The 21,993-nt window shown below is 72.9% G+C and carries 17 protein-coding genes and 1 pseudogene; 10 read left to right on the top strand and 8 right to left on the bottom strand.

Translation table 11 applies throughout. The annotated features are described in order from the left end of the window. Positions 1–669: 669 nt before the first annotated feature. Positions 670–7,707 (top strand): hypothetical protein, encoded by a 7,038-nt coding sequence (locus C8E87_RS43940; protein WP_166661358.1) that lies wholly within the window; start codon positions 670–672, stop codon positions 7,705–7,707. On the opposite strand, the gene C8E87_RS32405 is transcribed toward C8E87_RS43940, so the two are convergent. The 5 genes and pseudogenes from C8E87_RS32405 to C8E87_RS32385 form a co-directional block, all read right to left on the bottom strand. After that, positions 7,691–8,734 carry a GGDEF domain-containing protein gene (locus tag C8E87_RS32405; protein ID WP_239080174.1) on the bottom strand — a complete coding sequence of 348 codons (1,044 nt, stop codon included), beginning with the start codon at positions 8,732–8,734 and terminating at the stop codon, positions 7,691–7,693. The two genes, C8E87_RS43940 and C8E87_RS32405, sit on opposite strands and share 17 nt — an antisense overlap. 147 nt (positions 8,735–8,881) lie before the next feature. Further along, the gene (locus tag C8E87_RS32400; RefSeq protein ID WP_133877273.1) at positions 8,882–9,751 is read right to left on the bottom strand and encodes an EamA family transporter; all 870 of its coding nucleotides are present in this window, start codon (positions 9,749–9,751) and stop codon (positions 8,882–8,884) included. Then, complete coding sequence (locus C8E87_RS32395; protein WP_133877272.1) at positions 9,748–10,932, bottom strand: ABC transporter permease; 1,185 nt, start codon at positions 10,930–10,932, stop codon at positions 9,748–9,750. The genes C8E87_RS32400 and C8E87_RS32395 overlap by 4 nt, the downstream gene beginning before the upstream one ends. Then, a pseudogene (locus tag C8E87_RS32390) lies at positions 10,932–11,600 on the bottom strand (ABC transporter ATP-binding protein); the annotation flags it as partial. The gene C8E87_RS32395 and the pseudogene C8E87_RS32390, both read right to left, overlap by 1 nt. Continuing rightward, positions 11,597–12,934 (bottom strand): efflux RND transporter periplasmic adaptor subunit, encoded by a 1,338-nt coding sequence (locus C8E87_RS32385; RefSeq protein WP_239080175.1) that lies wholly within the window; start codon positions 12,932–12,934, stop codon positions 11,597–11,599. The gene C8E87_RS32385 and the pseudogene C8E87_RS32390, both read right to left, overlap by 4 nt. An 88-nt stretch (positions 12,935–13,022) precedes the next feature. On the opposite strand from C8E87_RS32385, the gene C8E87_RS32380 reads away from it, so the two are divergent. Further along, on the top strand, positions 13,023–13,202 hold the full coding sequence (locus tag C8E87_RS32380; RefSeq protein WP_133877269.1) for a hypothetical protein: 180 nt from the start codon (positions 13,023–13,025) through the stop codon (positions 13,200–13,202). A 71-nt stretch (positions 13,203–13,273) separates the two neighbouring features. On the opposite strand, the gene C8E87_RS32375 is transcribed toward C8E87_RS32380, so the two are convergent. After that, positions 13,274–14,014, bottom strand: a complete 741-nt coding sequence (locus C8E87_RS32375) for a L,D-transpeptidase family protein (protein WP_239080176.1) — start codon at positions 14,012–14,014, stop codon at positions 13,274–13,276. A 166-nt stretch (positions 14,015–14,180) separates the two neighbouring features. On the opposite strand from C8E87_RS32375, the gene C8E87_RS32370 reads away from it, so the two are divergent. Next, positions 14,181–14,456, top strand: coding sequence for a hypothetical protein (locus C8E87_RS32370; protein ID WP_133877267.1), 276 nt, complete (start codon positions 14,181–14,183; stop codon positions 14,454–14,456). Then, positions 14,453–14,797 (top strand): hypothetical protein, encoded by a 345-nt coding sequence (locus C8E87_RS32365; protein ID WP_133877266.1) that lies wholly within the window; start codon positions 14,453–14,455, stop codon positions 14,795–14,797. Before C8E87_RS32370 ends, C8E87_RS32365 begins: the two co-directional genes overlap by 4 nt. Before the next feature lie 413 nt (positions 14,798–15,210). Here the strand turns inward: C8E87_RS32365 and C8E87_RS32360 are convergent, their stop codons facing one another. Both C8E87_RS32360 and C8E87_RS45885 read right to left on the bottom strand, forming a co-directional pair. Continuing rightward, on the bottom strand, positions 15,211–15,654 hold the full coding sequence (locus C8E87_RS32360) for a CAP domain-containing protein (protein WP_133877265.1): 444 nt from the start codon (positions 15,652–15,654) through the stop codon (positions 15,211–15,213). Beyond that, positions 15,654–16,061: a hypothetical protein gene (locus C8E87_RS45885; RefSeq protein ID WP_239080179.1), complete on the bottom strand. Its 408-nt coding sequence runs from the start codon at positions 16,059–16,061 to the stop codon at positions 15,654–15,656. The genes C8E87_RS32360 and C8E87_RS45885 overlap by 1 nt, the downstream gene beginning before the upstream one ends. On the opposite strand from C8E87_RS45885, the gene C8E87_RS46855 reads away from it, so the two are divergent. The 6 genes from C8E87_RS46855 to C8E87_RS32330 all read left to right on the top strand — a co-directional run bounded on the left by C8E87_RS46855 (position 15,973) and on the right by C8E87_RS32330 (position 21,985). Further along, complete coding sequence (locus C8E87_RS46855) at positions 15,973–16,518, top strand: hypothetical protein (protein WP_369076863.1); 546 nt, start codon at positions 15,973–15,975, stop codon at positions 16,516–16,518. The genes C8E87_RS45885 and C8E87_RS46855 overlap by 89 nt on opposite strands. Positions 16,519–16,673: 155 nt before the next feature. Next, positions 16,674–18,011 carry an acyltransferase family protein gene (locus C8E87_RS32350; RefSeq protein ID WP_133877263.1) on the top strand — a complete coding sequence of 446 codons (1,338 nt, stop codon included), beginning with the start codon at positions 16,674–16,676 and terminating at the stop codon, positions 18,009–18,011. A gap of 44 nt (positions 18,012–18,055) precedes the next feature. After that, positions 18,056–18,550, top strand: coding sequence for a chemotaxis protein CheW (locus C8E87_RS32345; protein ID WP_133877262.1), 495 nt, complete (start codon positions 18,056–18,058; stop codon positions 18,548–18,550). Beyond that, complete coding sequence (locus C8E87_RS32340) at positions 18,547–19,968, top strand: CheR family methyltransferase (RefSeq protein WP_133877261.1); 1,422 nt, start codon at positions 18,547–18,549, stop codon at positions 19,966–19,968. The genes C8E87_RS32345 and C8E87_RS32340 overlap by 4 nt, the downstream gene beginning before the upstream one ends. Then, positions 19,965–20,516 carry a chemotaxis protein CheW gene (locus C8E87_RS32335; protein ID WP_133877260.1) on the top strand — a complete coding sequence of 184 codons (552 nt, stop codon included), beginning with the start codon at positions 19,965–19,967 and terminating at the stop codon, positions 20,514–20,516. Before C8E87_RS32340 ends, C8E87_RS32335 begins: the two co-directional genes overlap by 4 nt. Further along, the gene (locus C8E87_RS32330; RefSeq protein ID WP_239080180.1) at positions 20,513–21,985 is read left to right on the top strand and encodes a HAMP domain-containing methyl-accepting chemotaxis protein; all 1,473 of its coding nucleotides are present in this window, start codon (positions 20,513–20,515) and stop codon (positions 21,983–21,985) included. The genes C8E87_RS32335 and C8E87_RS32330 overlap by 4 nt, the downstream gene beginning before the upstream one ends. Positions 21,986–21,993 lie beyond the last annotated feature (8 nt).

Genomic DNA, 21,993 nt, shown 5'->3' with positions numbered 1-21,993 from the left:
TGTGACAAAACCCGAGGCGGCGAGACGGCGACGGGGAGTTACCCCCGCCGCCGTCTCGTCCCGGCACAGCCGCGCAGGCACGACCTCACACCGGCATGGGGGGCAGGACGATGTGAGCGTTCGCGTTGAGTGTGCGCGGTGGCGGCCATCGAAACGGGGGGCGGCGGCCGCCGGCCGGGGAGTTGAGGCTCTGCACTCCCGGGTGCACATCCACCGTGACACCACAGGGCACCATGATCCGTCTCCGGACGACGTGTGGTTCGCCACTGCCGGGTGGCGCGGTTACCCGTCCGTATCGTCAGAACGGGTTTAAGAGTTGCTTAAGTTCGCGCAACCACCGACGGTGACGGCTTGTCCCGGCCATCGAACGATCTGTACATCAGCCGACAGGATTTGAACTGTTCGCCGCGGCTACGCGTACTCTCCGCCGAGGAAACATGTCCGGCACAGCGACGAGCCGGGGCCATCACGCGGTCCCGACCCGGCGCACGGTCGTGAGAAGCGCTCCCGGGGGTGGTGGCGCGGCTCGCAAATCCGTGGTTAACCTTCCACATCCACCGCGTGGAAGCCGACCATCCGGGCACGCGTGACGATCGGGGGGCGAGGCATGCGGCGATGGGGTGATCGGCACCTCCCCTGCCGCCGTACGCACGCTCCGGGGACAACGGTATGAGCTTCGAGGACGACGAATACTGGGAAGAGGAGTACTCGGAGTATTCCATCGTCCCCAACACGGCGGTCGTGCAAGAGCGCCAGTACGAGCGACGCGACATCCCGGATCCGGTGATTCCGACCCGCCGCGGCGGCGGCCCCGGCGGCCCGGTCGACGAGCTGGCCGCACGCCGTCAGCGCCGCGCCACCGGCAGCTCCGGCGGGCAGCCTGCCAAGCCGCAGGCCGCGTTCGACTCGCAGCGGCCGAGCTGGCTCGACGACCCCGACTTCGTGCCGATCGACACGTCCCAGCCCAACCTGGCCGGCGACGACTTCGACGAGGTCGACTTCAACCGGCCCGAGCTGGGGGCCGACTTCGACGCGCCCGACACGACATACGCACGGCGTGACGACCGGTACGACCCGCACGACGACATCGACGAGCCGTTCGATCACCGCGACCTGGAGGCGTACGGGCACGGGCCGAACCCCGGTGTGAAAACCGTCAGCCGCAGCGACGACGAGGAGCGCCCGTCCGGCCGGTGGCGTCAGCGGCGGCCGCAGCAGCCGCCTCGCTCGGAGCCGCAGCGACCCGGGCCGACGCGATCCGGATCGCAGCGGTCCTCGTCGCAGCGGTCCGAACCGCAGCGGTCGGACCCGTCGCGGTCGCAACCTCCGCGTATTCGCCGGCCCGAGGAGGATCGCCCCGCCGCGTCCGCCGCCAGCGGGCGGGCCCGGGTGCCGCAGGACGATCCTTATCGCCGCCCCGACGCCCCGCGCCGGCGTGACGACGCGTACGAGTACGACGAGCGCCGCCGCCCCCCGAACCCCGACGAGGGGGTACGCCGGTCCGGCGAACGCGCCGCGATGATCTGGGACGAGCTGCCTGTCGACGGCCGGGACCAGCGGCGCGGCGACTACGACGAGCGCCGCCGTTACCGCGGCGAATACGCCGAACGGCCCGAACCGCGCCGTGACCTCGATCGCGACTTCGACGAGCGCCGTCAGTGGCCCGCCGAGGCCGACAACCGCCGTGGCCGGGTTGCGCCGCGCGAGGAGCCGCGCACGATCGACGGCGAGATCCTCGACGAGCGCCCGCCGCGCACCATCGAAGGCGAGATCGTCGCCGATCGCCGCCGCCCGGCCTGGGACCACGGCGTGCCGGTCGGTGGCCAGGGCTGGACCACCGACGACCAGCCGGCCGGCTTCGACTCCGAGCAGGGCTGGGTCGAAGAAGCGCCGGCGGTCTCCGGCTCCGAACGCTGGGCTGCTGAGGCGCCGGCGGCCCGCGGCTCCGACCAGCGCTGGGCCGAAGGGGCACCCGCCGCTGCCGGCTCCGGGGCGGCGTCGTCCGACGACGACTCGGAGTCCGAGCTCGACGACGGCCCCCGGGTTGTCGGCAAGGCCACGCCGCCCGCCGCGCCCCGGGTCATCGGCAAAGAGGAGCCTCCGCCCGTCCCGCGCGTGGTCAAGAAGGCGGAACCGCCCGCCCCGCCGCGGGTGGTCGGCACACACGCCCCCACCCCTGCCGCCCGGGTGGTCAGCCCTCCCCCGGTGCCCGCCACGCCGGTCAATCGTCCGCCGTCCGTGCCGCCGCGGGCTCCGGCCCAAACCCCGCCGGGCCAGACCTCGCCGGCCGCGGTCGAGACGCCGTCGTCGCAGCAGGCCCCGGCCGCGCGCGCGGCCGCTGCCGCCCCGCCGTCCGCCCCCGCGACACCTGCGGGCCGCCCCTCGGCGCCGCAGCGCCCCGATCAGGGCGCCGAGCGTGGTCCCACCGCTCAGCCGGGCCGCGCTCCGGCGTCGCCGAAAGCGCCCGCCGATGGTCACGACCGCGGCGAGGTTCCGCCGCAGGGGCGCGGACAGGTCCCTGGCCCCGTTCCGCAGCAGAACCGCGGTGGCGTCACGCCGCAGGACCGCGCTCCCGTTCCGCCGCAGAACCGCGAAGGCGTTCCGCCGCAAGACCGCGCTCCTGTTCCGCCGCAGAACCGCGAAGGCGTTCCGCCGCAGGACCGCGCTCCTGTTCCGCCGCAGAACCGCGAAGGTGTTCCGCCGACGCAGCAGCGACGCGGTGGGTCGCAGCGGCCCGGCGATCCATCGCTCTCCGAGACCGATCCGCGGCTTGAGATGCCGCGCTCGCGGCGCAGCCCGCGGACTGCGCACGTCTTCCTCGCCGAGGGCGACGACCCGTGGTCGATGGTGCCGGACGACGCGCCTCCGGCTGCCCTGCCGAGCAGCGGTTTCGGCCGCCCGGTATCGCCGGGCGCGCCGGCTTACCCCGGCCAGCCCGCCTCCGTGCCGCCGGGCGAGCAGCCAGCGGCTCACGGTCCGGTGCCGGGTGCTCCGGTCCAGCCTGCGGGCCCGCCGCCGGGTGCTGCTCCTCGACCTTCGGGTCCGGTCCCACCGCGGGCTCCCGCGTCCGTCCCGCCCGCGGCGGCAGGCCCGCACACCCCGCCGGGCCACGGCTCAGGACCGCGGCCCGACATGGCGCAGGGACCCGCCTCGCACACGCCGCCCGCGGCGCCTCAGGGCCCGATCTTCGGCGCCCAGGTTCCCCCGGCCGCGCAGGGACCGGCTCCTGGTGCTCAGGTGCCGCCCGCCCAGCGGATGGCGGAACCCGGCCGGTCCGAGGCGGAACGTGGCGACCCGTCGTCGCGCCAGTTCCCGACGTCACCGGCTGCGCCGCAGCACGGCTACGCCGCCGCAGCCCCGGGTCACTCGGCTCAGGCCGGGCCGCTCCCGGCCTCCTCGGCGAATGCTGGTCCCTCGCCGGCACCGGTCAGTCCGGGGGCGCCCCACAAGAGGCCGCCCGCCCCGCAGAACGGCTCTGTCGCGCCGCCGCACCCGCAAGCCGGTCCTGTCGCGCCGCCGCACCCGCAGGCCGGTCCTGCCGCGCCGTCGCACCCGCAAGCCGGTCCTGTGACGCCGTCCGGCTCGCATTCCGGGCCTTTCGCGTCGCCGGTTTCGCCAGGAGCTCCGGCGGTTTCCCCGGTGTCTCCGGGTCAGCCTGGCGTCAGGCCGTCGCCGCCGCCTCCCGCGCAGAACCGCGGATCGGTGCCGCCGGACGGAGACCAGGACTTCCCCGGGTGGCCGGCCGACGAGTCGGCCCGGATGCGACCGCCGACGGCGCCGGGACGGGATCCGCACCCATCCGCGCCGGCGTACGGTCCCGACCAATCGGCCCGGTGGCCGGAACAGGCAGCCGGTGCTCCGTCGGTGCCGGTGCAGCGTGGCCCTGCCCAGCCGGGTTCGGAGCAGCACGCTCCGGAAACACCCGCCGCTTCACCCAAATCCGGGGGCGGTGTCCTTCGCCGGGCGGTCGAAAAGCTGCTCGGCCACGGCTCGGACAAGCAGGAGCCGGCCCGCGACCCGCAGCCGTCCGCCGAGCCGGGGTCGCGTCCCGGGCCATCGGCCCAACCGCAAGCCCGTCGGCCGGAAACTCCCGGCGGGCAGGCTCCTGGTCAACACCAGCCCGCCCAGCAGCTCGCCGGCCAGCAGTGGCCGGGCCCGCAAGAGCCGGAGCACTTGGCATCGGGCCAGCACATGCCCGGCCAGGACGCGCCCGGCCACAACGCGCGCGCTCAGAACGGTGCAGATCGGCAGGCTCCGGCCCAGCAGTGGCCCGGGGGCCAAACGGCTGACCAGCAATGGCCCGGAGAACACGGGCCCGGCCAGCAAACCCCGAGCCGTCGCGAACAGGCGCAGCCCTATGCCGGTCAGCCCGCCCCCGAACAGGGCACACCGGACTGGCGCGCTCCGGAACAGCGCGCCTTCGGTCAGCAGACGCCCGGCTCGCACGAGCACGACCAGCACGCGGCAGGTCAGCCGGCCCCGGTCGAGCGCGCTCAGGTCTGGCATGGGCCGGGCCAGCAAGCGCCCAACCAGCACGGTCCAGCCCAGGCACCGGACTGGCACGGGCCAGCCCAACAGGCACCCAACCAGCACGGACGAGCTCAGCAATCACCCGACCGGCACGGGCGGGGCCAGCCGGCACCCGACCGGCACGGGCCGGGCCGCCAGGCACCCGACCGGCACGGCCCGAGCCAGCAGGCACCCAACCAGCCCGGACCAGCCCAGGCACCCAACCAGCACGGGCCGGGCCAGCAGGCACCCAACCAGCACGGCCCGAGCCAGCAGGCACCCAACCAGCCCGGACCAGCCCAGGCACCCAACCAGCACGGGCCAGCCCAACAGGCACCCAACCAGCAGGGACCAGCCCAGCAATCACCCGACCGGCACGGGCCGGGCCGACAGGATGCGGGCCGGCAGGATGCGGGTCGGCAGCCGACCGATCGACCATTCCCGGGTCAGCGGCCGCCCGACTCGCATGCGCCCGAGCAGCACCCCTCCGCTCAGCGGGTCAGTGGGGAGCGCACACCCGACGAGAGCTACTCGGACCTGCGCGCACGCGCGGGGCAGATCGCCGACGAGCGTGAACTCGATCAGCAGGGTCGCGGGCAGCGGCAGTCCGGCCAGTTCACGCCTGGTCGGCCGATCCCCGGCCTGACCACACCCCAGCAGCAGCCGGCCGACAACCGGAGCCGTGACCAGCACGTGCCCGGGCACGAGGCTCCCGCGTGGCATGAGCCCGGCCACCCCGTTCCCGAGCAGCGTGAGCCCAGCCGGCCCACGCCTGGCCAGTACGTCGGTCAGCAGCACACGCCAGGGCAGCAATCGCCGGTCGACGCGGACCACGTTCGGGCGGGCAATCCGTTCGCACCTGGTCAGCACACGGGCGGGCAGCCTGACCCCGGGCCGATGGGCTCGCCGGGTGCCGCAGAGCACGCGCGGTCCGATGCTCGGTTCGCGTACCAGCAGCACGACACCACCGCCGCGCAGCACGGTCAACAGCAGGGTTGGCCGGAGAGCACGACGGCCGAACAGTCGTCGTGGGCGCCCTCGCGGGTGGACGGGGGCCGGCCCACCTCGCTGGCTTCGGCACCCGTGAGCGCGCCCGCCGGGGAGCGGGTCAGGCCGCAGAGCCCGGCCGTTCCGCGGCAGGTCAGCCCGGCGGCGGAGCAGGCGGTGCCGACCCAGCAGCCGACCCAGCCGACCCCACCACCGACGGCTGAGGCCGGGTCGCAGGGCGCGGCGCAGATCAGCCTGCCGCTGCGGACGCGGCCGGCTCCCGCTGGTGAACAGGGAACGCCGGCCGCTCCGGTTCAGCAAACGCGGACCGGCGAGCAGGAAGTACCAGCTCTCCCGGCTCAGCAACCCCCGGCCGACAAGCGGGAAGTGCCAGCTGACCCGGCTCAGCAACCCCGGACCGGCGACTGGGAAGTACCGGCTGACCCGGCTCAGCAACCCCGGACCGGCGACTGGGAAGTGCCAGCTGTCCCGGCTCAGCAACCCCGGACCGGCGAGCGGGAAGTGCCAGCTGACCCGGCTCAGCAACCCCGGACCGGCGAGCGGGAAGTACCAGCCGACCCGGCTCAGCGGCCCCTGGCGGGCGAGCCGCCGGTCAGGACGTCTCGGCACGCCGGTCCGGACGAGCCGACCGGTTCGGGGGCACTCGACGACCCGGACCGAATGGGGGCGCACGCCGCGCCGTACATGGATGCGGACGGCACGCTGCACAACGTACGGCCGATAGGGCGTCTTGCGGTGTCGGGGCCGGATGCTCCGGTTCGGACGGCGGAGACCGAGTTCGGCGGCATGTGGTTCGGGGGTCAGGGCGGCGGCTCGAGGCAGCTCACTACCGGGCAGTCCGACGCGTCGCGGCAGTATCGCGAACAGTCCGAAGCGGCTGGGCAGGCCGAGCGTACGCAGCAGCCGGCGACGGCCCCGCAGCAAGGGCGCACGGAGCAACCACACGCCGCCAGCCAGCAACCCGAGCGAACCCCGCAAGCGGGACAGCCGGAGCGATCGGAACAAACGCCGCAAAACGGTGGACAAAGCCTGGGGCAGTCCCAGGACGAAAGGCAAGCCGACCGTCGCCAGGCGAACGCACCGGCCCAGCAGCAGGCCGCCCACGCTCAGGCGCCGCAGAACGGCCTCGTCGACCCGGGCCCGCCCAGTGACGGCGTGGTCATCGACATGGACGTCACGGGCCTGTTCCGGGGACGCCGGCCGCCGACCGAGAACAAGCCGGCCGAGGACAGGCGGGCCGAGGACAGGCGGGCCGAGGACAGGCGGGCCGAGAACAGGCGGGCCGAGAACAAGCCGACCGCGAACAGGCCGGCCGAGAACAAGCCGACCGCGAACAGGCCGGCCGAGAACAAGCCGACCGCGAACAGGCCGGCCGAGAACTGGCCTGCCGCGGACAAGCACGGGGACAAGCTCGCAGGAGACAAGCCGGCCGAGGACAAGCCGCTCGACCCCACCGCCGTACGGGCGAAAATCGACGAGCGCATGGCGGCGCACCACCCCCGGCGCCAGGCGGACCCCGAGCCGGAGGCCGAGCGCCCGGCCCTGTCCGCGGCCGACCTCGAGGCCATCCGGTGGCGGCTCGACGGTGGCACGCTGCGGGAGGTTGTCGACGACCGCGACGCCCTGCGTGAACTGGGTGAACGCCTCGACGGCCCGCTCGCCGACGAGGTCGACAACGTGGCCAAGGCGGGGCTGCTCAGCGTACGGGCCGAGGTGTACCGCCTGCTCGGCGAGCTGGGCATGGCGGCCGCGGCCAGCCGGTTGGCGCTGGCGCACGCCGAGTCGGCGCGGGACCTGCAGTCCGAGGTGATCGCGCAGGCCGAGCTGGCGCACATCCTGCGGTTGCGGGGCGACTTCAAGGAGGCCGACCGCCTGTTCGCGAAGGCGACCGGCTCCGAGGTCCCCGAGACGTTGCGCAGCGTGGTGCACGAGAACGCCGGTCGGTGCTGCTTCGACCAGGGGCGGCACATGGAGGCCCTGGATCATTTCGCCCGGGCCGTACGGCTGGGCCGGCCGGACGACACCGAGCTGGCCGCGCGGGTCGGGGTGTGCCTGGAGGCCGTCTACATCCACGTGCTGCGCGACGGCTGGGGCCCCTACCCCCGTACGCGGGAGGACATCCTGGGCCTGACCAAGAACCCGGCTCTCGACGAGACCACCGCCGAGCAGCCGATCATCCAGCCGCGCTGACCGTGGGCCGCGACGTGGGCGGGTGGGCCATCGCCGTACGGCCGCGCCCGCCCTGTTTGGCCGCGTAGAGCGCGGAGTCCGACGCCGCCCGCAGGTCCTCGGCCGTGGCGGCGTGGTCGGGCACCAGCGCGATGCCGATGCTCAGCCCGGGCGTGCCGCACGGCAGGTCGACGGCCGACAGGACCGCGCGCACGTCGTCGGCGGCCGCGCGGGCGCCCAGCCGGTCGGTTCGCAGCAGCACGACGAACTCGTCGCCGCCGAGCCGGGCCACCATGTCGTTCTCGCGCCGGGCCACCGTACGGAGTCCGGAAGCCACGACCTGCAGAGCACGGTCGCCGACCCCGTGGCCCCACGTGTCGTTGATGTGCTTGAAGTGGTCGATGTCGACGGTCAGCAGGGCCAGCGGTTCGCCGCTCCCCCGCGCCCACGCCACCGAGCGGTCGAGGTGCTCGTCGAAGGAGCGCCGGTTGGCCACGCCGGTCAGCGGGTCGGCCAGGGCCTGCGACTCGAGCACCTCGCGGAGCCGGTCGTTGCGGTTGCGCAGCGAGGCCACGACGATCGCGGTGAGGCTGAGCGCGACGGTCACCGACACCCAGTCGGCCAGCCCGAGCGTGAACCCGCGCACGTCGAACGCGACCGACGCGTGTCCCGCCGACACCAGCACGAGGATCGCGGCGGTCACCCGGTTGCTGAGGAAGTTGGCCGTGTACAGCACCGGCCACAGATAGAACAGCTGGGAGCCCGCGCCCGCGTCGTGCGAGGCGAAGTTGAGCCCGGCGATCGTGCCGACCCCGACGAACGGCACGAGCAGCCAGAACACGCGCGGCACGACCTGCGGGCGCCGCCAGGCCAGCCATCCCCCACCGGCCATGAACACGACGGTCACCGAGATCGCGACGACCCATTCGACCGGGTGCTCGTCGGGCAGCACCAGGCCGGTGAGCGCGACAACCGGCGCCGCGGCCAGCATCAGTTGCGCGACGCTGCGCGTGGCCCCGTGCTCGTCGCGCAACTGATAACGCATCATCTTCCGAAGGTTCGGCGGAAGACCCGAAGACCTGAGGATCCCGTACGCCTCGTCACCTCCGGCAAACGCACCAGCGCCGAACCGGGGGTGACGGCGAGCTCGGTGGGTGGTTACGGCCGTAGCGCCCGCACGGGATGTTGCCGGTGGTCACGCCGAGGACGCCACTGCCTCGGCCTGCTTGCGCGACTCCCGGCGGGCCAGTGTGACGCCCGCGCTGGCCAGCGTGACCAGCACCAGCGCGACGACCTCGGCCCAGCCCAGCCGCTGGTGCAGGATCACCAGCCCGGCCAGCGCGGCCCCCGCCGGTTCCAGGCTCATCAGGATGCCGAAGACGCGAGTCGGGATGCGGCGCAGGCTGTGCATCTCGAGCCCGTACGAGAACACCGACGACAGCAGGGCGACCGCGGCCACGCCGACGAGCAGCGACGGGTGGCCGACGACGCCGGTCGCGCCGCCGGCGCCGAACGGCAACACGAGCAGGGCGCCGACGGCCAGCGAGACGGCCAGGCCACCGGTTCCGGGAACGAGGGAGCCCACGCGGGCGCTCAGCACGATGTAGGCGGCCCAGAACAACCCGGCCAGGAAGGCGAGCAGCAGCCCGCTGAGCGGGGCCGAACCGGTGCTGTCCAGGCCCAGCAGCAGCACCCCGGCCGCGGCCAGCCCGGCCCAGAGCAGGTCGACCAGGCGCCGGGTCTGCACCAGCGACAGCAGCAGGGGGCCGAGGAACTCGACGGTCACGGCCATGCCGAGCGGCACCGTCCGCAGGGACAGATAGAAGATCAGGTTCATGCCGGCCATGGCCACGCCGAGCAGGGCCGCCGATCGCCAGGCGGCCGCCGACCACCCCCGTACGCGGGGACGGGTCACCACGGCCAGGATCAGCGCCGCGATGGCCAGGCGCAGGAACGTGACACCGGAGGCGCCCAGGTCGTCGAAGAGGCCCCGGGCGATGGCGCTGCCCACCTGCACGGACGCGATGGCGGTGAGGACCAGCAGGGGTGCGGGCGGCGTCCTCATTCGGTGCGCAGCGCCACGACGGGGTCGAGGCGGCCGGCGCGCTGGGCGGGCACGACCCCGAAGACGATGCCGACGACCGCGGACACACCGAAGGCCAGGGCCAGCGACCACCAGGTGATCGCGGCGGGCACCGGCGAGAAACGGTCGACGAGCAGCGCGGCGGTGACGCCCAGGGCCATGCCGAGCACGCCGCCGATGGTGGTCAGCAGCACGGCCTCCAGCAGGAACTGCACCCCGATGTCGCGTGGACGGGCGCCGACGGCCTTACGCAATCCGATCTCCTTGGTTCGTTCCCGCACCGAGACGAGCATGATGTTCGAGACACCGACGCCCCCCACGAGCAGGCTGATGCCGGCGATCGCGGCCAGCACCCCGGTCAGCACGCCCAGGATGTCGCCGAGCACGCCGAGGATCTGTTCCTGGGTGACGGCGCTGAAGTCGGTGTCCGGGTGCCGCTCGGTGAGGGTCTCGGTGACGGCGGTGGCGAGCTCGTTGATGCGTTCGCGGTCGGGCGCGCGGATGGCCAGCCCGTCGATGCGGTCGGTGCCGAGCAGGCGCTGCGCGGCGGTCACCGGCACGTGCACCTCGCTGTCGCGGTCCACGCCGAGGCTCTGCCCGAGCCGTTCGAAGGTGCCGATGACCCGGAACCGGACGCCGCCGATCGTGATCTGCCGGCCGATCGGGTCACGGTCGCCGAACAGGGCGGTGGCCGTGCCCGCGCCCAGCACCGCCACGCGGCGGCCGGTTGTCACATCCGTACGGGTCAGGTAGGAACCGCGGTCGAGGTTGCGCACGAAAACTGTGGGTGTGGTCTCGAGGACGCCCTGCATGCTGGCGAAGGCCGACCGGGAGCCGGCGCGCACGGTCTCCCCCGACGCGATCGTCACGGCAACCCGGTCGCGGTCGCCGACCACCCGGGCCACGGCCTCGGCGTCGTCCATGGTCATCGTCGACGCGGTGGGGGCCGAACCCGCCTCGAGCCGGCCCGGCACGACCAGCAGCAGGTTGGAGCCGAGCCCTTCGACCTGCTGCTCGATCTGGCCCTTGGTGCCCGTGCCGATGCCGACCAGCGCCACCACCGCGGCCACCCCGATGACGACGCCGAGCATGGTCAGGACGCTGCGCAGCCGGTTGGCGCGCAGGGCGTCCAGGGCCACACGCCAGGCCTCGGCGATCCTCACACGATCACGCCGTCGCGCATGACGATCTGGCGGTGCGCGCGGGCGGCCACATCGCGGTCGTGGGTGACCAGCACGACGGCCACACCCTCGTCGTTCAGCGACTCGAGCAGCGCCAGCACCGACTGGCCGGTCGCCGAGTCCAGGTTGCCGGTGGGCTCGTCGGCCAGCAGCACCGACGGGCTCGTGACCAGGGCGCGGGCGATGGCCACACGCTGCTGCTCGCCGCCGGACATCTGGTTGGGGCGGTGGTCGAGGCGGTGGGACAGGCCGACCCGTTCCAGCATCGCGGTGGCGCGTTCCCGGCGCTCGCGGCGTCCGACCCCGCGATAGACCAGCGGGAGAGCCACGTTGTCGCGGGCCGTCGTACGGGCCAGCAGGTGGAACGACTGGAAGACGAACCCGATGGTCTCGTTGCGCAGCTTCGCCATCTCGGCCGGGTTCAGCGTCGACACGTCACGGCCGCCGATCAGCAGCGTGCCGCCCGACGGCCGGTCGAGCCCGCCGAGCAGGTGCATCAGCGTGGACTTGCCGGAGCCGGAGGTGCCGACGATCGCCAGGTAGTCGGAGGGCTCGATGGTCAGCGACACGCCGCGCAGGGCGGGCACCGAGACGCCGTCGAGGTCGTACGTGCGGCTGACGCCGGTGGCGACTATGGCGGGCGCTGTCATGCGGGCCGGTCGCCGGGCTGGATCTCGTCGGCGCCCGAGACGGCGATCCGCTGTCCCGCGTCGAGCCCGTCGGTCACCTGGACGACGTCCTCACCCTGCACACCGAGCGTCACCGGCACCCGCTCGAAGCTGTCGCCGCGTACGGCCCAGACGGTGTCCTTGCCGTCGACGTTGATGATGGCCGAGGCGGGCACGGTGACCGCGTCGTCGGCCTCACGCACCTGCAACCGCACCACGGCGCTCATCCCCGGTCGCGGCGTGGGCGCCGGCTCGCCGTCCGCGCCCTTCCCGCCACCCAGATCCAGGCGCACCTTGTACGACACCCCGCCGCGGCTCGACGTGGTCGGCAGCAGGTCAATGGCCCGTACGGTGGCCGGATAGCTCGCGCCGGTGGCGGCGTCCAGCTCGACGGTCGCCATCACCCCTGCCTTGACGAGCAGCACGTCGGTCTCGTCGACCTCGGCGGTCAGGCCCAGCCGGCTCACGTCGACCACGGTCAGGATCGGGGTTCCGGCCGCCACGTACGCGCCCCGGGGCACCGCTTCGTCGACGCCGGGCAGTGTGTTGCCGCCCCCTGCCGACTGCGGGGCGGCCGGTCCCCCCGCAGCGAGCAGGTCGCTGAGCGAGGAGCCGCCGCTCGACGTGCCACCCAGCTGCACCACCCCGGCCACCGGCGCGCGCAGGGTGAGCGCCTCGACAGCGGCGTCGGCCAGCTCGTACGCCTGCTGGGCCTGCAACCGCTGCGCCGCCGAGAGGGAACTGACCGCTTCGCCGAGCGACGCCACCCCCTGCTGCACCGAGCGCAGGGCTGCCCCAGCGGCGGCCGAGGCGGCGTCGTACTGCTGCTTCGCCGCGTCGACCTGCTTGAGCAGCACCTCACGCAGGGCCGGGTCGGTGATCTTGCCAGCGGCGTCACGGGCCTGGTCGAAGGCGTCCGCAGCCTGCTTGTCCGTCTTGCGGCGGACGGCGGTGAAGCCCGAGGTGCCGCCGATGCGCGGGCCGCCGCGGGACGCCTCGTCGAGCGCGCGTTCGGCCGACCGGCGGCGGGCCTGCACGTCGGGGGCGTCGATGACGGCCAGGACCTGACCTTTGCTGACCCGCTGCCCCGACTCGACGCGCAGGTCGTCGAGGGTGCCGGCGGAGGGCGCGCTGACCGTGGCCGCGGCGCGGGCCGTCACCGAACCGGGCGCCTCGACGATCTCGGACACCGTGCCGCGGGCGGCTTCGCCGAGGCGTACGCGCGTCTCTTCTTCACTGCAGGACGCGGCGGTCGATGAGACAAGGAACAAAACGGCCGCTGCCACGACCAGCGAGCGAGGGGGTTTGGCAGACACGCACGCCACTCTATGCCGACGTGCGGATGAACCAGCCGGGCAGCCGCATCCGTATGACCGGGCGCACCACAACCGAAGGACGTGAGCCATGCAGGCAGCCGACGAGCTGATGGTCGTGCACCACGACGACACCGTCAGCCACTTCCTCGACGTGCGCTACACGCTGGGGCGCGAGGGTCTGCGCGTGATCACCGCGGCGGGCGGGGAGTGGCTGATCCCGCGGCACGAGGTCCTGACCACCCACGCGAAAAGGCGGGCCGCTCTCTGAGGAGAGGCCCGCCTTCCCGGTGGTTGCCCGATGGTTGCCCGGTTGTCGCTCAGTTCCCGGGCGACTGTCGCTCAGGTTCCCGGGCGACGTCCGATGACCTTGACCGTCATCCCGATCTTGCCGACGGTGTAGTACGTCTGCGCGTCCTGCTTGAGCAGGTTGACGCAGCCGTGCGAGCCCCGCCACTTGTCGTGGATGTAGGTCGTGGTCTGGTGGAAGCCCATCCCGCCCTTGAAGCGCTGCCAGTAGGGCAGCCACACCTCGTACGGGTCGGACCACTCCTTCTTCGTCCGCTTATTGATCTTGAAGGTCCCGGCCGGTGTGCGGTAACCCTTCATGCCCGTCCGGACGACGGTCGGGTTCGTGTGCCGCTTGCCGTTCTTCATGATCCACGCCGTCTGTTCCGTCAGATTGACGCAGAACGTGATGCCGGACTTCTTGGCCTTGCAGGCCCCCACCTTCGTACGGCCGAGCCGGCTCGCCACGTCGTACGTGGTCGGACCGGCCAGGCCCTGCGCGGGCTGGATGCCGTACCGCTTCTGGAACTTCTTGATGGCCGCACAGTCGGCGGCGGACTGCTTGCCGTCCACCGTCGTCTTGCCGAACCCGCCGAGCTTGTGGAGCCACCACTCGACCTGCTTCTGATACTTGCCGGTCGAGCAACCCGCGGCTGCGGCCTTGCTGACCGTCAAGGTCACCGGCGTGCCGACCGCCGCACCGGCGCCTGCCGGTGACAGCGCCACCGCGCCAAGACCGCCGCCGACCAGGGTCGCCAAGACGACCCCGGTGAGGCGGGCGCCAACCCGTCTCACTCTCACTGTGTTCCTCCCCAGGAAACTTGTCCGCACATAGAAGCACAGCGAAGCGATGCACAGCTCCTGCGGAGGGAGCGTGGCGCGAAACCGGTAGGCCAAATCGTCGCCCGCTACGGCCTCTTGAGCCTTTTGCGGCGTATTACGCGCGTAGTACGCTGGCCGGGTGCCGTACGAATGGGAAGAGTGGGCGCTGGCGGCCCTGCTCGGCATCGAGCCCCGCGAGGTGCGGCAGGCACTGGAGGCCCGCCGGCGATGGCCGCGCCGGGCAGTCAGCGCCACCGGTGTCCCCGTGCTCACCGTCTGGGGCCGCACGGCGGCGGGCCGGCCACTGATCGTGGCGGTCTACCACACCGCCGGTCACACTTGGAGAATCATCGGCGCGCGCGACATGACGGACGCGGAACTGGTGGAGTTCAGCAGGTGGGAGGAGACCCGATGAGTCACGACGACGCAGTGCCGCAGACACCCGAACAGCTCGCCGCCTTCATGGAGGGGTTGACCTTCGAGCCGCCCCCGCCCGCGCGGGACGAGCAGGCTTTGCTCGACTCCCTGCCCCCCACGGGATCATCGGTCATGGTGGTGCGCTCGCTGCGCCTGCCGATCGAACTCGACCAGGCCGTCGCCTCCGCCGCCCAGGCCGCCGAGGTCCCCAAGACAGCGTGGATCCGCCAGGCAATCGAAATGGCCCTCGCCGTCCAGGCCGACGACGACCAGCCCATCTCCCGAGCCGAAGCGCTGCGCGCCCTGACCCTGCTCCGCCCGGCCCGCCACGTCGCCTGACCCCGCCACCTGATTCCGGCCCGCTCCGTGGGGTCGCGGCCACCAAACGAACAGCCGTCGCCAACCCGCCAGGGGAAGCGGGGACTGTGGCCATGCACAGAGCGCGACCGCCGGCCCGCCAGCCCGCCAGCCCGCCAGCCCGCCAGCCCGCCAGCCCGCCAGCCCGCCAGCCCGCCAGCCCGCCAGCCCGCCAGCCCGCCAGCCCGCCAGCCCGCCAGCCCGCCAGCCCGCCAGCCCGCCAGCCCGCCAGCCCGCCAGCCCGCCGAGGATTGTCAGGCAGGTCACGGGTCTGAGCCTGTGGACAACCACGATTTGTCGTTTTCCAGTGGCGTATTTTCAGGCCGGCCCCCGGGTGGGAGGGGTAGGGCTGGTTGGGGGCGCGAATCGGGCGATTGCCTGAAAAGACGCGCGGGTCATGACTCGGGAGTGGCGAAGTCCTGCACCCAGTACGGGGTGCGGTCGTGGGAGATGGCGAGGCCGATCCCCATCTGGTGGAGGCGGCAGTCGAGGATGTTGCGGCGGTGCGTGGGGCTGTTCATCCAGCCGTTCACCACCTCCCAGGCGCTGTCAGCGCCGCGGGCGATGTTCTCTCCGTAACGCTTCCAGCGGTAGCCTCGCTCGCTCACCCGGTCGCCGGCACGGTCGCCGTTGGGGGATTCGTGGGCGAAGTAGCGGCGGCGGGCCATGTCGGCGGCGTGGTCGTGGGCGGCCAGGATCAGGCGGCGGTCCAGGGTCAGCGAGCCGCATCCGCCGCGGCGTCGGTTCTGGTTGATCAGAATGAGGACGCGCTGCTGCACTGGGGCTGAAGGGCTGGCCGAGACGTCGCGGGCGGTGACGGCCTGGCGGGCGCCGGCCATCACATCGGCTGCGGGGCGTTGGGCTGCGGGCGCCCGATGCTGAGCCGCGGGTCGCTGCCGCTGAGCGGCCGGCTGCCGGCGCTGAGCCGCGGGCGCCTGCCGCTGAGCCGTTCCTCCCGGCCGCTGCTGAGCCGCGAAGCCAGGCCCAGCCGCGAAACCAGGCTGACCGATACCGGGCTGACCGGCGAAACCAGGCTGCCCCGCGAAGCCGGGCTGCCCGAAACCTCCCGAACCGGGCCGCCCCACCGATCCAGGCCGACCCGCCGAACCGGGCTGACCGGAATCAGCCTGAGCGGAACCCTGCTGACCGGAACCAGCTTGACCGGCACCAGGCTGACCGGCACCAGGCTGACCGGCACCAGGCTGAGCGGGCTGAGCGGCACCGGGCTGACCGGAATCGTGCCCACCCGCCGAACCAGGCCGAGCCACCGCATCGGGCCGCGCGGCGGAGCCGGGCAGCCCGTCGCCGGACGACCCTCCCGGCTCCTCCCCCGGCCCGTCGTCGAGGTCGGGACGCTCGTGCACCCCCCGGTCGGCGAACGGCTCCTCCACCGTCCCCCCAGCGAGGTCGTTCCCGGACCCCGGCGATCCGAACAGGCTGGGCCACCAGAAGTCGCTCCAGCCGGCCCCGTCCGGCCGCTCGTCGGCGTCGGCCGACGTCGCCACGACACCGCCCGCGAGCAGGAGCGCCGAGGCCGCCGTACAGACCACCACGAGTGGTTTCCGCATAACCCGTCAATCCCATCGCTGCTCGTGGCGCCCAGCCGTTCCGGGCCGCCTACGTCGGGGGTCAACGTCACAGTCCCGCCAAGGTCACTTCGCGGTGGGCGCCGACGTCCGGCACGCACTCGTCGACGTCGCTGACAAAGGGCCTCCCAGCTGCGGGTTCGGATACACGGAGGCCGCACAGTCGCACAGACAAAACGGACAGTTCATACGTACGGGGTAAGCTCGTGGTTCTTTCTTCGATGTCCGGGCGGTGGTCCCGGGCCGCGGGCTCGGCTGGCAACCTCGTCGCGGTGCGCAATCGATACCTGGATCTGCTCCGTGCCGCCGCGATCGTCCGGGTGATCGTCTACCACCTCTTCGGATGGCCCTGGTTGTCGATCGTGCTGCCGGCCATGGGTGTCATGTTCGCGCTGGCGAGTTCGCTGACCGCGGCCTCACTCGAGAGGCGCGAGGCCACCAAGGTCGTCACTTCCCGGCTGCGGCGCCTGCTCCCGCCGCTGTGGCTGCTCGGCCTGGTCGCCGTGCCGGTCATGCTGGTCGCCGGGTGGGCGCGGGAGAGCGACGGCGAGCACCCGTTCAGCCTGCCGCGGCTGCTGTTCTGGCTGTTCCCGATCGGCGACCCGCCCGGCAGCGACCAGGCGATCGACGTGTGGGAGCCGCTCTGGTACATCCGGGCGTACGTCTGGTTCGTGCTCCTGTCCCCGGTGCTGTTCGCGCTGTGGCGGCGGTTCGGGTGGGCCACGGTCGCGTTGCCGCTGCTGATGCTGGCCGGGCTCGACCTGACCGGGCTGGAGCTGCCCGGCACGGCCGACGCCGCGTTGTGGGACTTCGCCACGTACGGGGCGTGCTGGATCGCCGGTTTCGCCCACCACGACGGCCGGCTGGCCCGGCTGAGGCCCTGCACGGCGTACCCGGTCGCGCTGGTGCTGGCCGCTGCCGCGCTCTGGTGGGCCCGCGACCAGGGCAGCTTCGACCTCAACGACATCTCGGAGTCGCAGGCGCTGTGGTCGCTCGCGTTCGTGCTGATCGTGTTGCGGTGGCAGCCGCCGATGGGCTGGCTGGGCCGGGCCGGGCCGCTGGACCGGGCGGTCACGCTGATCAACGCGCGCGCCGTGACCGTCTATCTGTGGCACAACATCGCCATCGCGGCGGTGTGGCCGGTGCTGACCGTGCTAGCGCTCGACGACCTGGCCGACCGGCTCGGCCCGGCGGCCGACCTGGTCGCGGCGCTCGCGTTGACGTTGCTGGCGGTGCTCGTGTTCGGCTGGGCCGAGGACCTGGCCGCGAAGCGGCGCCCCCGGATCTGGCCCCCGGCAGCACCCCCGCGAACGGAGCATGCACCCCCGCACAACGCAGCACCCCCGCGAACGGAGCATGCACCCTCACACAACGCGGCGGCCGCGCGCAATGAGACGGCTCAGCACAACGCGGCAGCCCCGAGCGAGGACCCCGAGCCCGAGAGATCGGTCCTGCCCGCCGAGACGCCCCACCACAGGTCGAACGCCGCCGCGGCGATGATCCGCACCCCGCGGAACTGGCCGCCCAAGCCGCCGCACCTGCATGATCCGGGGCTGCCGGTGGCCGGCCGCCGTGCCGAGCCGCTCGACGAGGAGCAGCGACCAGTGTGAAGGAATCTCAGCTATGCCGGATAAAGTCTGGCTAATCTGAGCGAATGCGGCAGTACGGACAGGCGCCCACGGACCCCGACGAGGGCGCCGGGATTGCCTCCCTCGTCTTCCGGGCCGGACCGCTGCTGTGCGCGCTGCGCCTCGAAGAGGTCATCGAGACCATGCGGCCGCTCGAGACACGGACCCTGGCCGGCACACCCGCGTTCGTCCGGGGCATCACCGTGCTGCGGGGCGTGCCCGCCCCGGTGATCGACGTGTCGCGCCTGCTCGGGGGCGGTCCCGGCGAGGCCGAACGCTACCTCGCCGTCCGCACCCGACGCGGCGCGGTCGCGTTGGCCACCGGCGAGGTGCTGGGCATCCGGACCGTCGAGGCGGAGCCCACCGGCGGGCACCCGGCCCTGCTCGGCGGCGGCAACACCCGTCTGGTGGCCGGCGTCGGCACCCTCGGCGCCGAGCCGCTGCTGCTCCTGCAGAGCATGCGGGCGGTGCCGGACGAGGTCTGGGAAGCGGCCGCAGCCGCGGCGGGCGTGCCGTCATGAACGGCCAGGGCGAGATCGGCCGCTTCCAGGACCTGCTCGCCCGGAAGCTGGGCTGGGGCTCCGCCGGCAACGACGCCGGCCGGCTCGCCGAGCTGCTGCGGGACCGGGCCGCCGAGCACGGCCTGCGCCGGGACGACTACCTGACCCGGCTGGCCGCGCGCCCCTGGGACGCCGAGCTCACCGAGTTGATCGAGCGGCTCACCATCACCGAGACCTACTTCTTCCGGCACGGCGAGCAGTTCGCGGCGCTGCGCGAGGACGCCCTGCCCGAAAGGCTCGCGGCCCGGGCCTCGCAGCGCATTTTGCGCATGTTGTCGGTGGCGTGCTCGTCGGGTGAGGAGGCGTACTCGCTGGCGATCACGGCCCGCCAGGCCCGTCCGAGCCGGGATTGGCTGATCGACGTCACCGGTGTCGACGCGAACCCGCAGATGCTCCGCAAGGCCGAGAACGGCTGGTACTCGACCTGGTCGCTACGGGAGACGCCGGACCCGGTGCGCCGGCGCTGGTTCCGGCAGGCCGACAGCGGTTACTGGGTCGCCGACGAGATCCGGCAGCTCGTACGGTTCCAGCGCACCAACGTGGCCGAGCCGGACGACGAGCTGTGGCGCCCCGAGCAGTACGACGTCGTGTTCTGCCGCAACCTGCTGATGTACCTCACCCCGGCGGTCGTGTCGGCCCTGGTCGAGCGGATGACCACGGCGCTGGCCCCGGGCGGCTTCCTGTTCCTGGGCCACACCGACTCGCTCGGCAGCAACCCGGCCGGGCTCGAGCTGCGCCGCAACCACCGCTCGTTCTTCTATCGCCGCCCGGGTGGGCCCACCCCGCAGCAGCGAGCCGCCCCGCCCGCGCCCGTCAGATCAACCCCTGTTTCCCCGTACGCGGCACCGCCCGGCCCGCCGCCCACCGAGTTCGACGGGGAGCAGGCGTACAACCGCGCTCTCGACCTGCTGCGGCAGGAACAGTTCGCGGCCGCGCTGGAGCTGATCGCCGCGCCCCGGGCGGCCCCGATGCGCCCCCGTGACCAGCTGTTGCACGGCGTGCTGCTGGCCCAGGCCGGGCGGCTGGACGAGGCGGTGGCGCTGGCCCGGGGGCTGAGCGACGAGAACGGCCTGAACCCGGACGCCCATCAGCTGCTGGGGCTCTGCCTCGAGGACGGCTCCGCGGTGGCCGAGGCGGTCGGGCAGTACCGCCTGGCCGCGTACCTGGATCCGGGTTTCGCCCTGCCACGGATGCGGCTGGGCCAGCTGGCGAGGCGTCAGGGCGACGACCGCACCGCGGCTGGCGAGCTGGAGCGTGCGCTGGAGCTGCTGGCGCGGGAGAGCGAGCAGCGGATCACCCTGTTCGGCGGCGGGTTCGGACGCATCGCCCTGACCGTCTTGTGCCGTTCCGAGCTCGACGCCTGCGGGGTGCGCCCGTGAGCGCGGGGACGGTCGACCGGCGGCTGCGGCGGCTGCGCCGGGACTTCGACCAGTCGTTCGCCGAGCCGGCGCGCAGCCACGACGAGGAGGATCTCGAGCTGCTGACCATCCGGGCCGGTGGCCGCCCGTACGCGATCAGGCTCTCGCAGACGTCGGGCGTGCACCCGGACCGCCCGGTCACTGCGCTGCCCGGCCCGCAGCCCGCCCTGCTCGGCCTGGCCGGGTTCGCCGGGGCCGTGGTGCCCGTGTACGACCTCGCCGCGCTGCTCGGCCATCCAGTCGCCGACGTGCCCCGCTGGCTGGTGCTGGCGGCCGGTTCCCCCGCGCTCGGACTGGCCTTCCACGCGCTCGACGGGCACGTGCGGGCGACCACCGCCGACATCGTCCGCGATTCGGGCGAGCCGGCCCGCGCGGGCCGCCGGGGCGGTCTGCGCGGACTTGTCGACCTGCCCGGCGGGAGCCGGCCGATCATCGACATCCCGGCCACGCGGGCCATGGTGCACGCGCTGGCCGGGCACACCCCAGCCGCAGAGGAGAACGCACCATGATGGCCGGACGCACCTTCGGCACCAAGCTGGCCGCCGGTTTCGGCCTGACGCTGCTGCTGACTCTGCTGATGACGGCGACCTCCGTGGCGACGCTGCGGTACGTGCTCAGCACCCAGAACGAAGTGATCTCGTCGGCGCGGGTCAACCTGGTCGGCGCCGAGGCTCTGAGCGCGGCCATGGAGTCGCGGATCGCCGACTATCGCGGGTATCTGCTCACCCGCAACGACGAATACCTCGAGGCCACCAACGCCGACCGCAAGCAGTTCCTCGACCAGATCTCGCTGCTGCGTACGGCGGTCACCGACCCGGCCTCGAAGGAACTGCTCGACATCGTCGCGGACGCCGAGACCAAACACGCCGCGGCCCTGGCGCCGGTGATCGAACAGCGCTCCCGCATGTCCACCCTCACCAACGTCAATCAGCTCTCCGGCAACGAGGAGGTCAAAGCGGCGCGGATAGCCGTGCAGAAGGCGATCACCGACCTGATCGCCCGGCAGACGATTGTGGTGGACAACCGCCGGGACGCGTCGGCGGAGCGGGCGCTGCAGGGAATGGTCTTCATCATCGTGCTCGGCGTCCTGCTGATCGTGGCGGCCGCCCTGGTGTCGTGGAAGCTGAGCCGCGACCTCAAGCGTGAGGTGGGCGCCGCGGTCGGGCACATCCAGAGCTCGTCGGCCCAGCTCGAGGCGGCCGCGGCCCAGCAGGCGTCGGGCGGCCGCGACCAGGCCAGCGCCATGAACGAGATCACCACGACGATCAGCGAGCTGCTCATCACGTCCCGGCAGATCGCGGACAGCGCCCAGCGCGTCTCCAAGATCGCCGAGGAAACCGCGGAGGCGGCCCGGACCGGCGACGCCACCATCGACCAGACCCGGGCGTCGATCACGGCCATCCGCACCCAGGTCGACCAGATCGTGCAGCACATGCTGGCCCTGGGCGAGAAGTCGCAGCAGATCGGCGGGGTCGTCGAGCTGGTCAGCGAACTGGCCGAGCAGACCAACATCCTGGCCATCAACGCCACCATCGAGGCCAGCGGGGCCGGCGAGTGGGGTCGCCGGTTCGCCGTCGTCGCCGAGGAGATCCGCAAGCTGGCCGACCGTACGGCGGGCTCGGCCAAGGAGATCCGGGCCCTGATCGAGGACGTGCGCGGAGCGGTCAACACGACCGTCATGGCGACCGAGATCGGGGCCAAGGCGGTGGACGCGGGCTCCCGGCAGTTCGACGACGCCACCAGCTCGTTCCGCAAGATCGCCGGTCTGGTCGCCACCACCAGCGACGCCACTCGCGAGATCGAGCTGTCGACCAAACAGCAGACCACCGCGGTCGAGCAGGTCAACGTGGCCGCCTCGGACACCGCCCGGGTCAGCCGCGAGACCGAGGCCAGCGCGGTGCAGACCAAACAGACCGCAGCCCACCTGACGAATCTCTCCAGCGAGTTGCTGGACCTGGTCGGCACCGGACGGCACTGATGGCCGGC

Origin of the sequence: Paractinoplanes brasiliensis (genome assembly GCF_004362215.1) — a bacterium.
Taxonomy (GTDB): Bacteria; Actinomycetota; Actinomycetes; order Mycobacteriales; family Micromonosporaceae; genus Actinoplanes; species Actinoplanes brasiliensis.
This window is presented reverse-complemented; position numbering and strand designations above follow the sequence as displayed.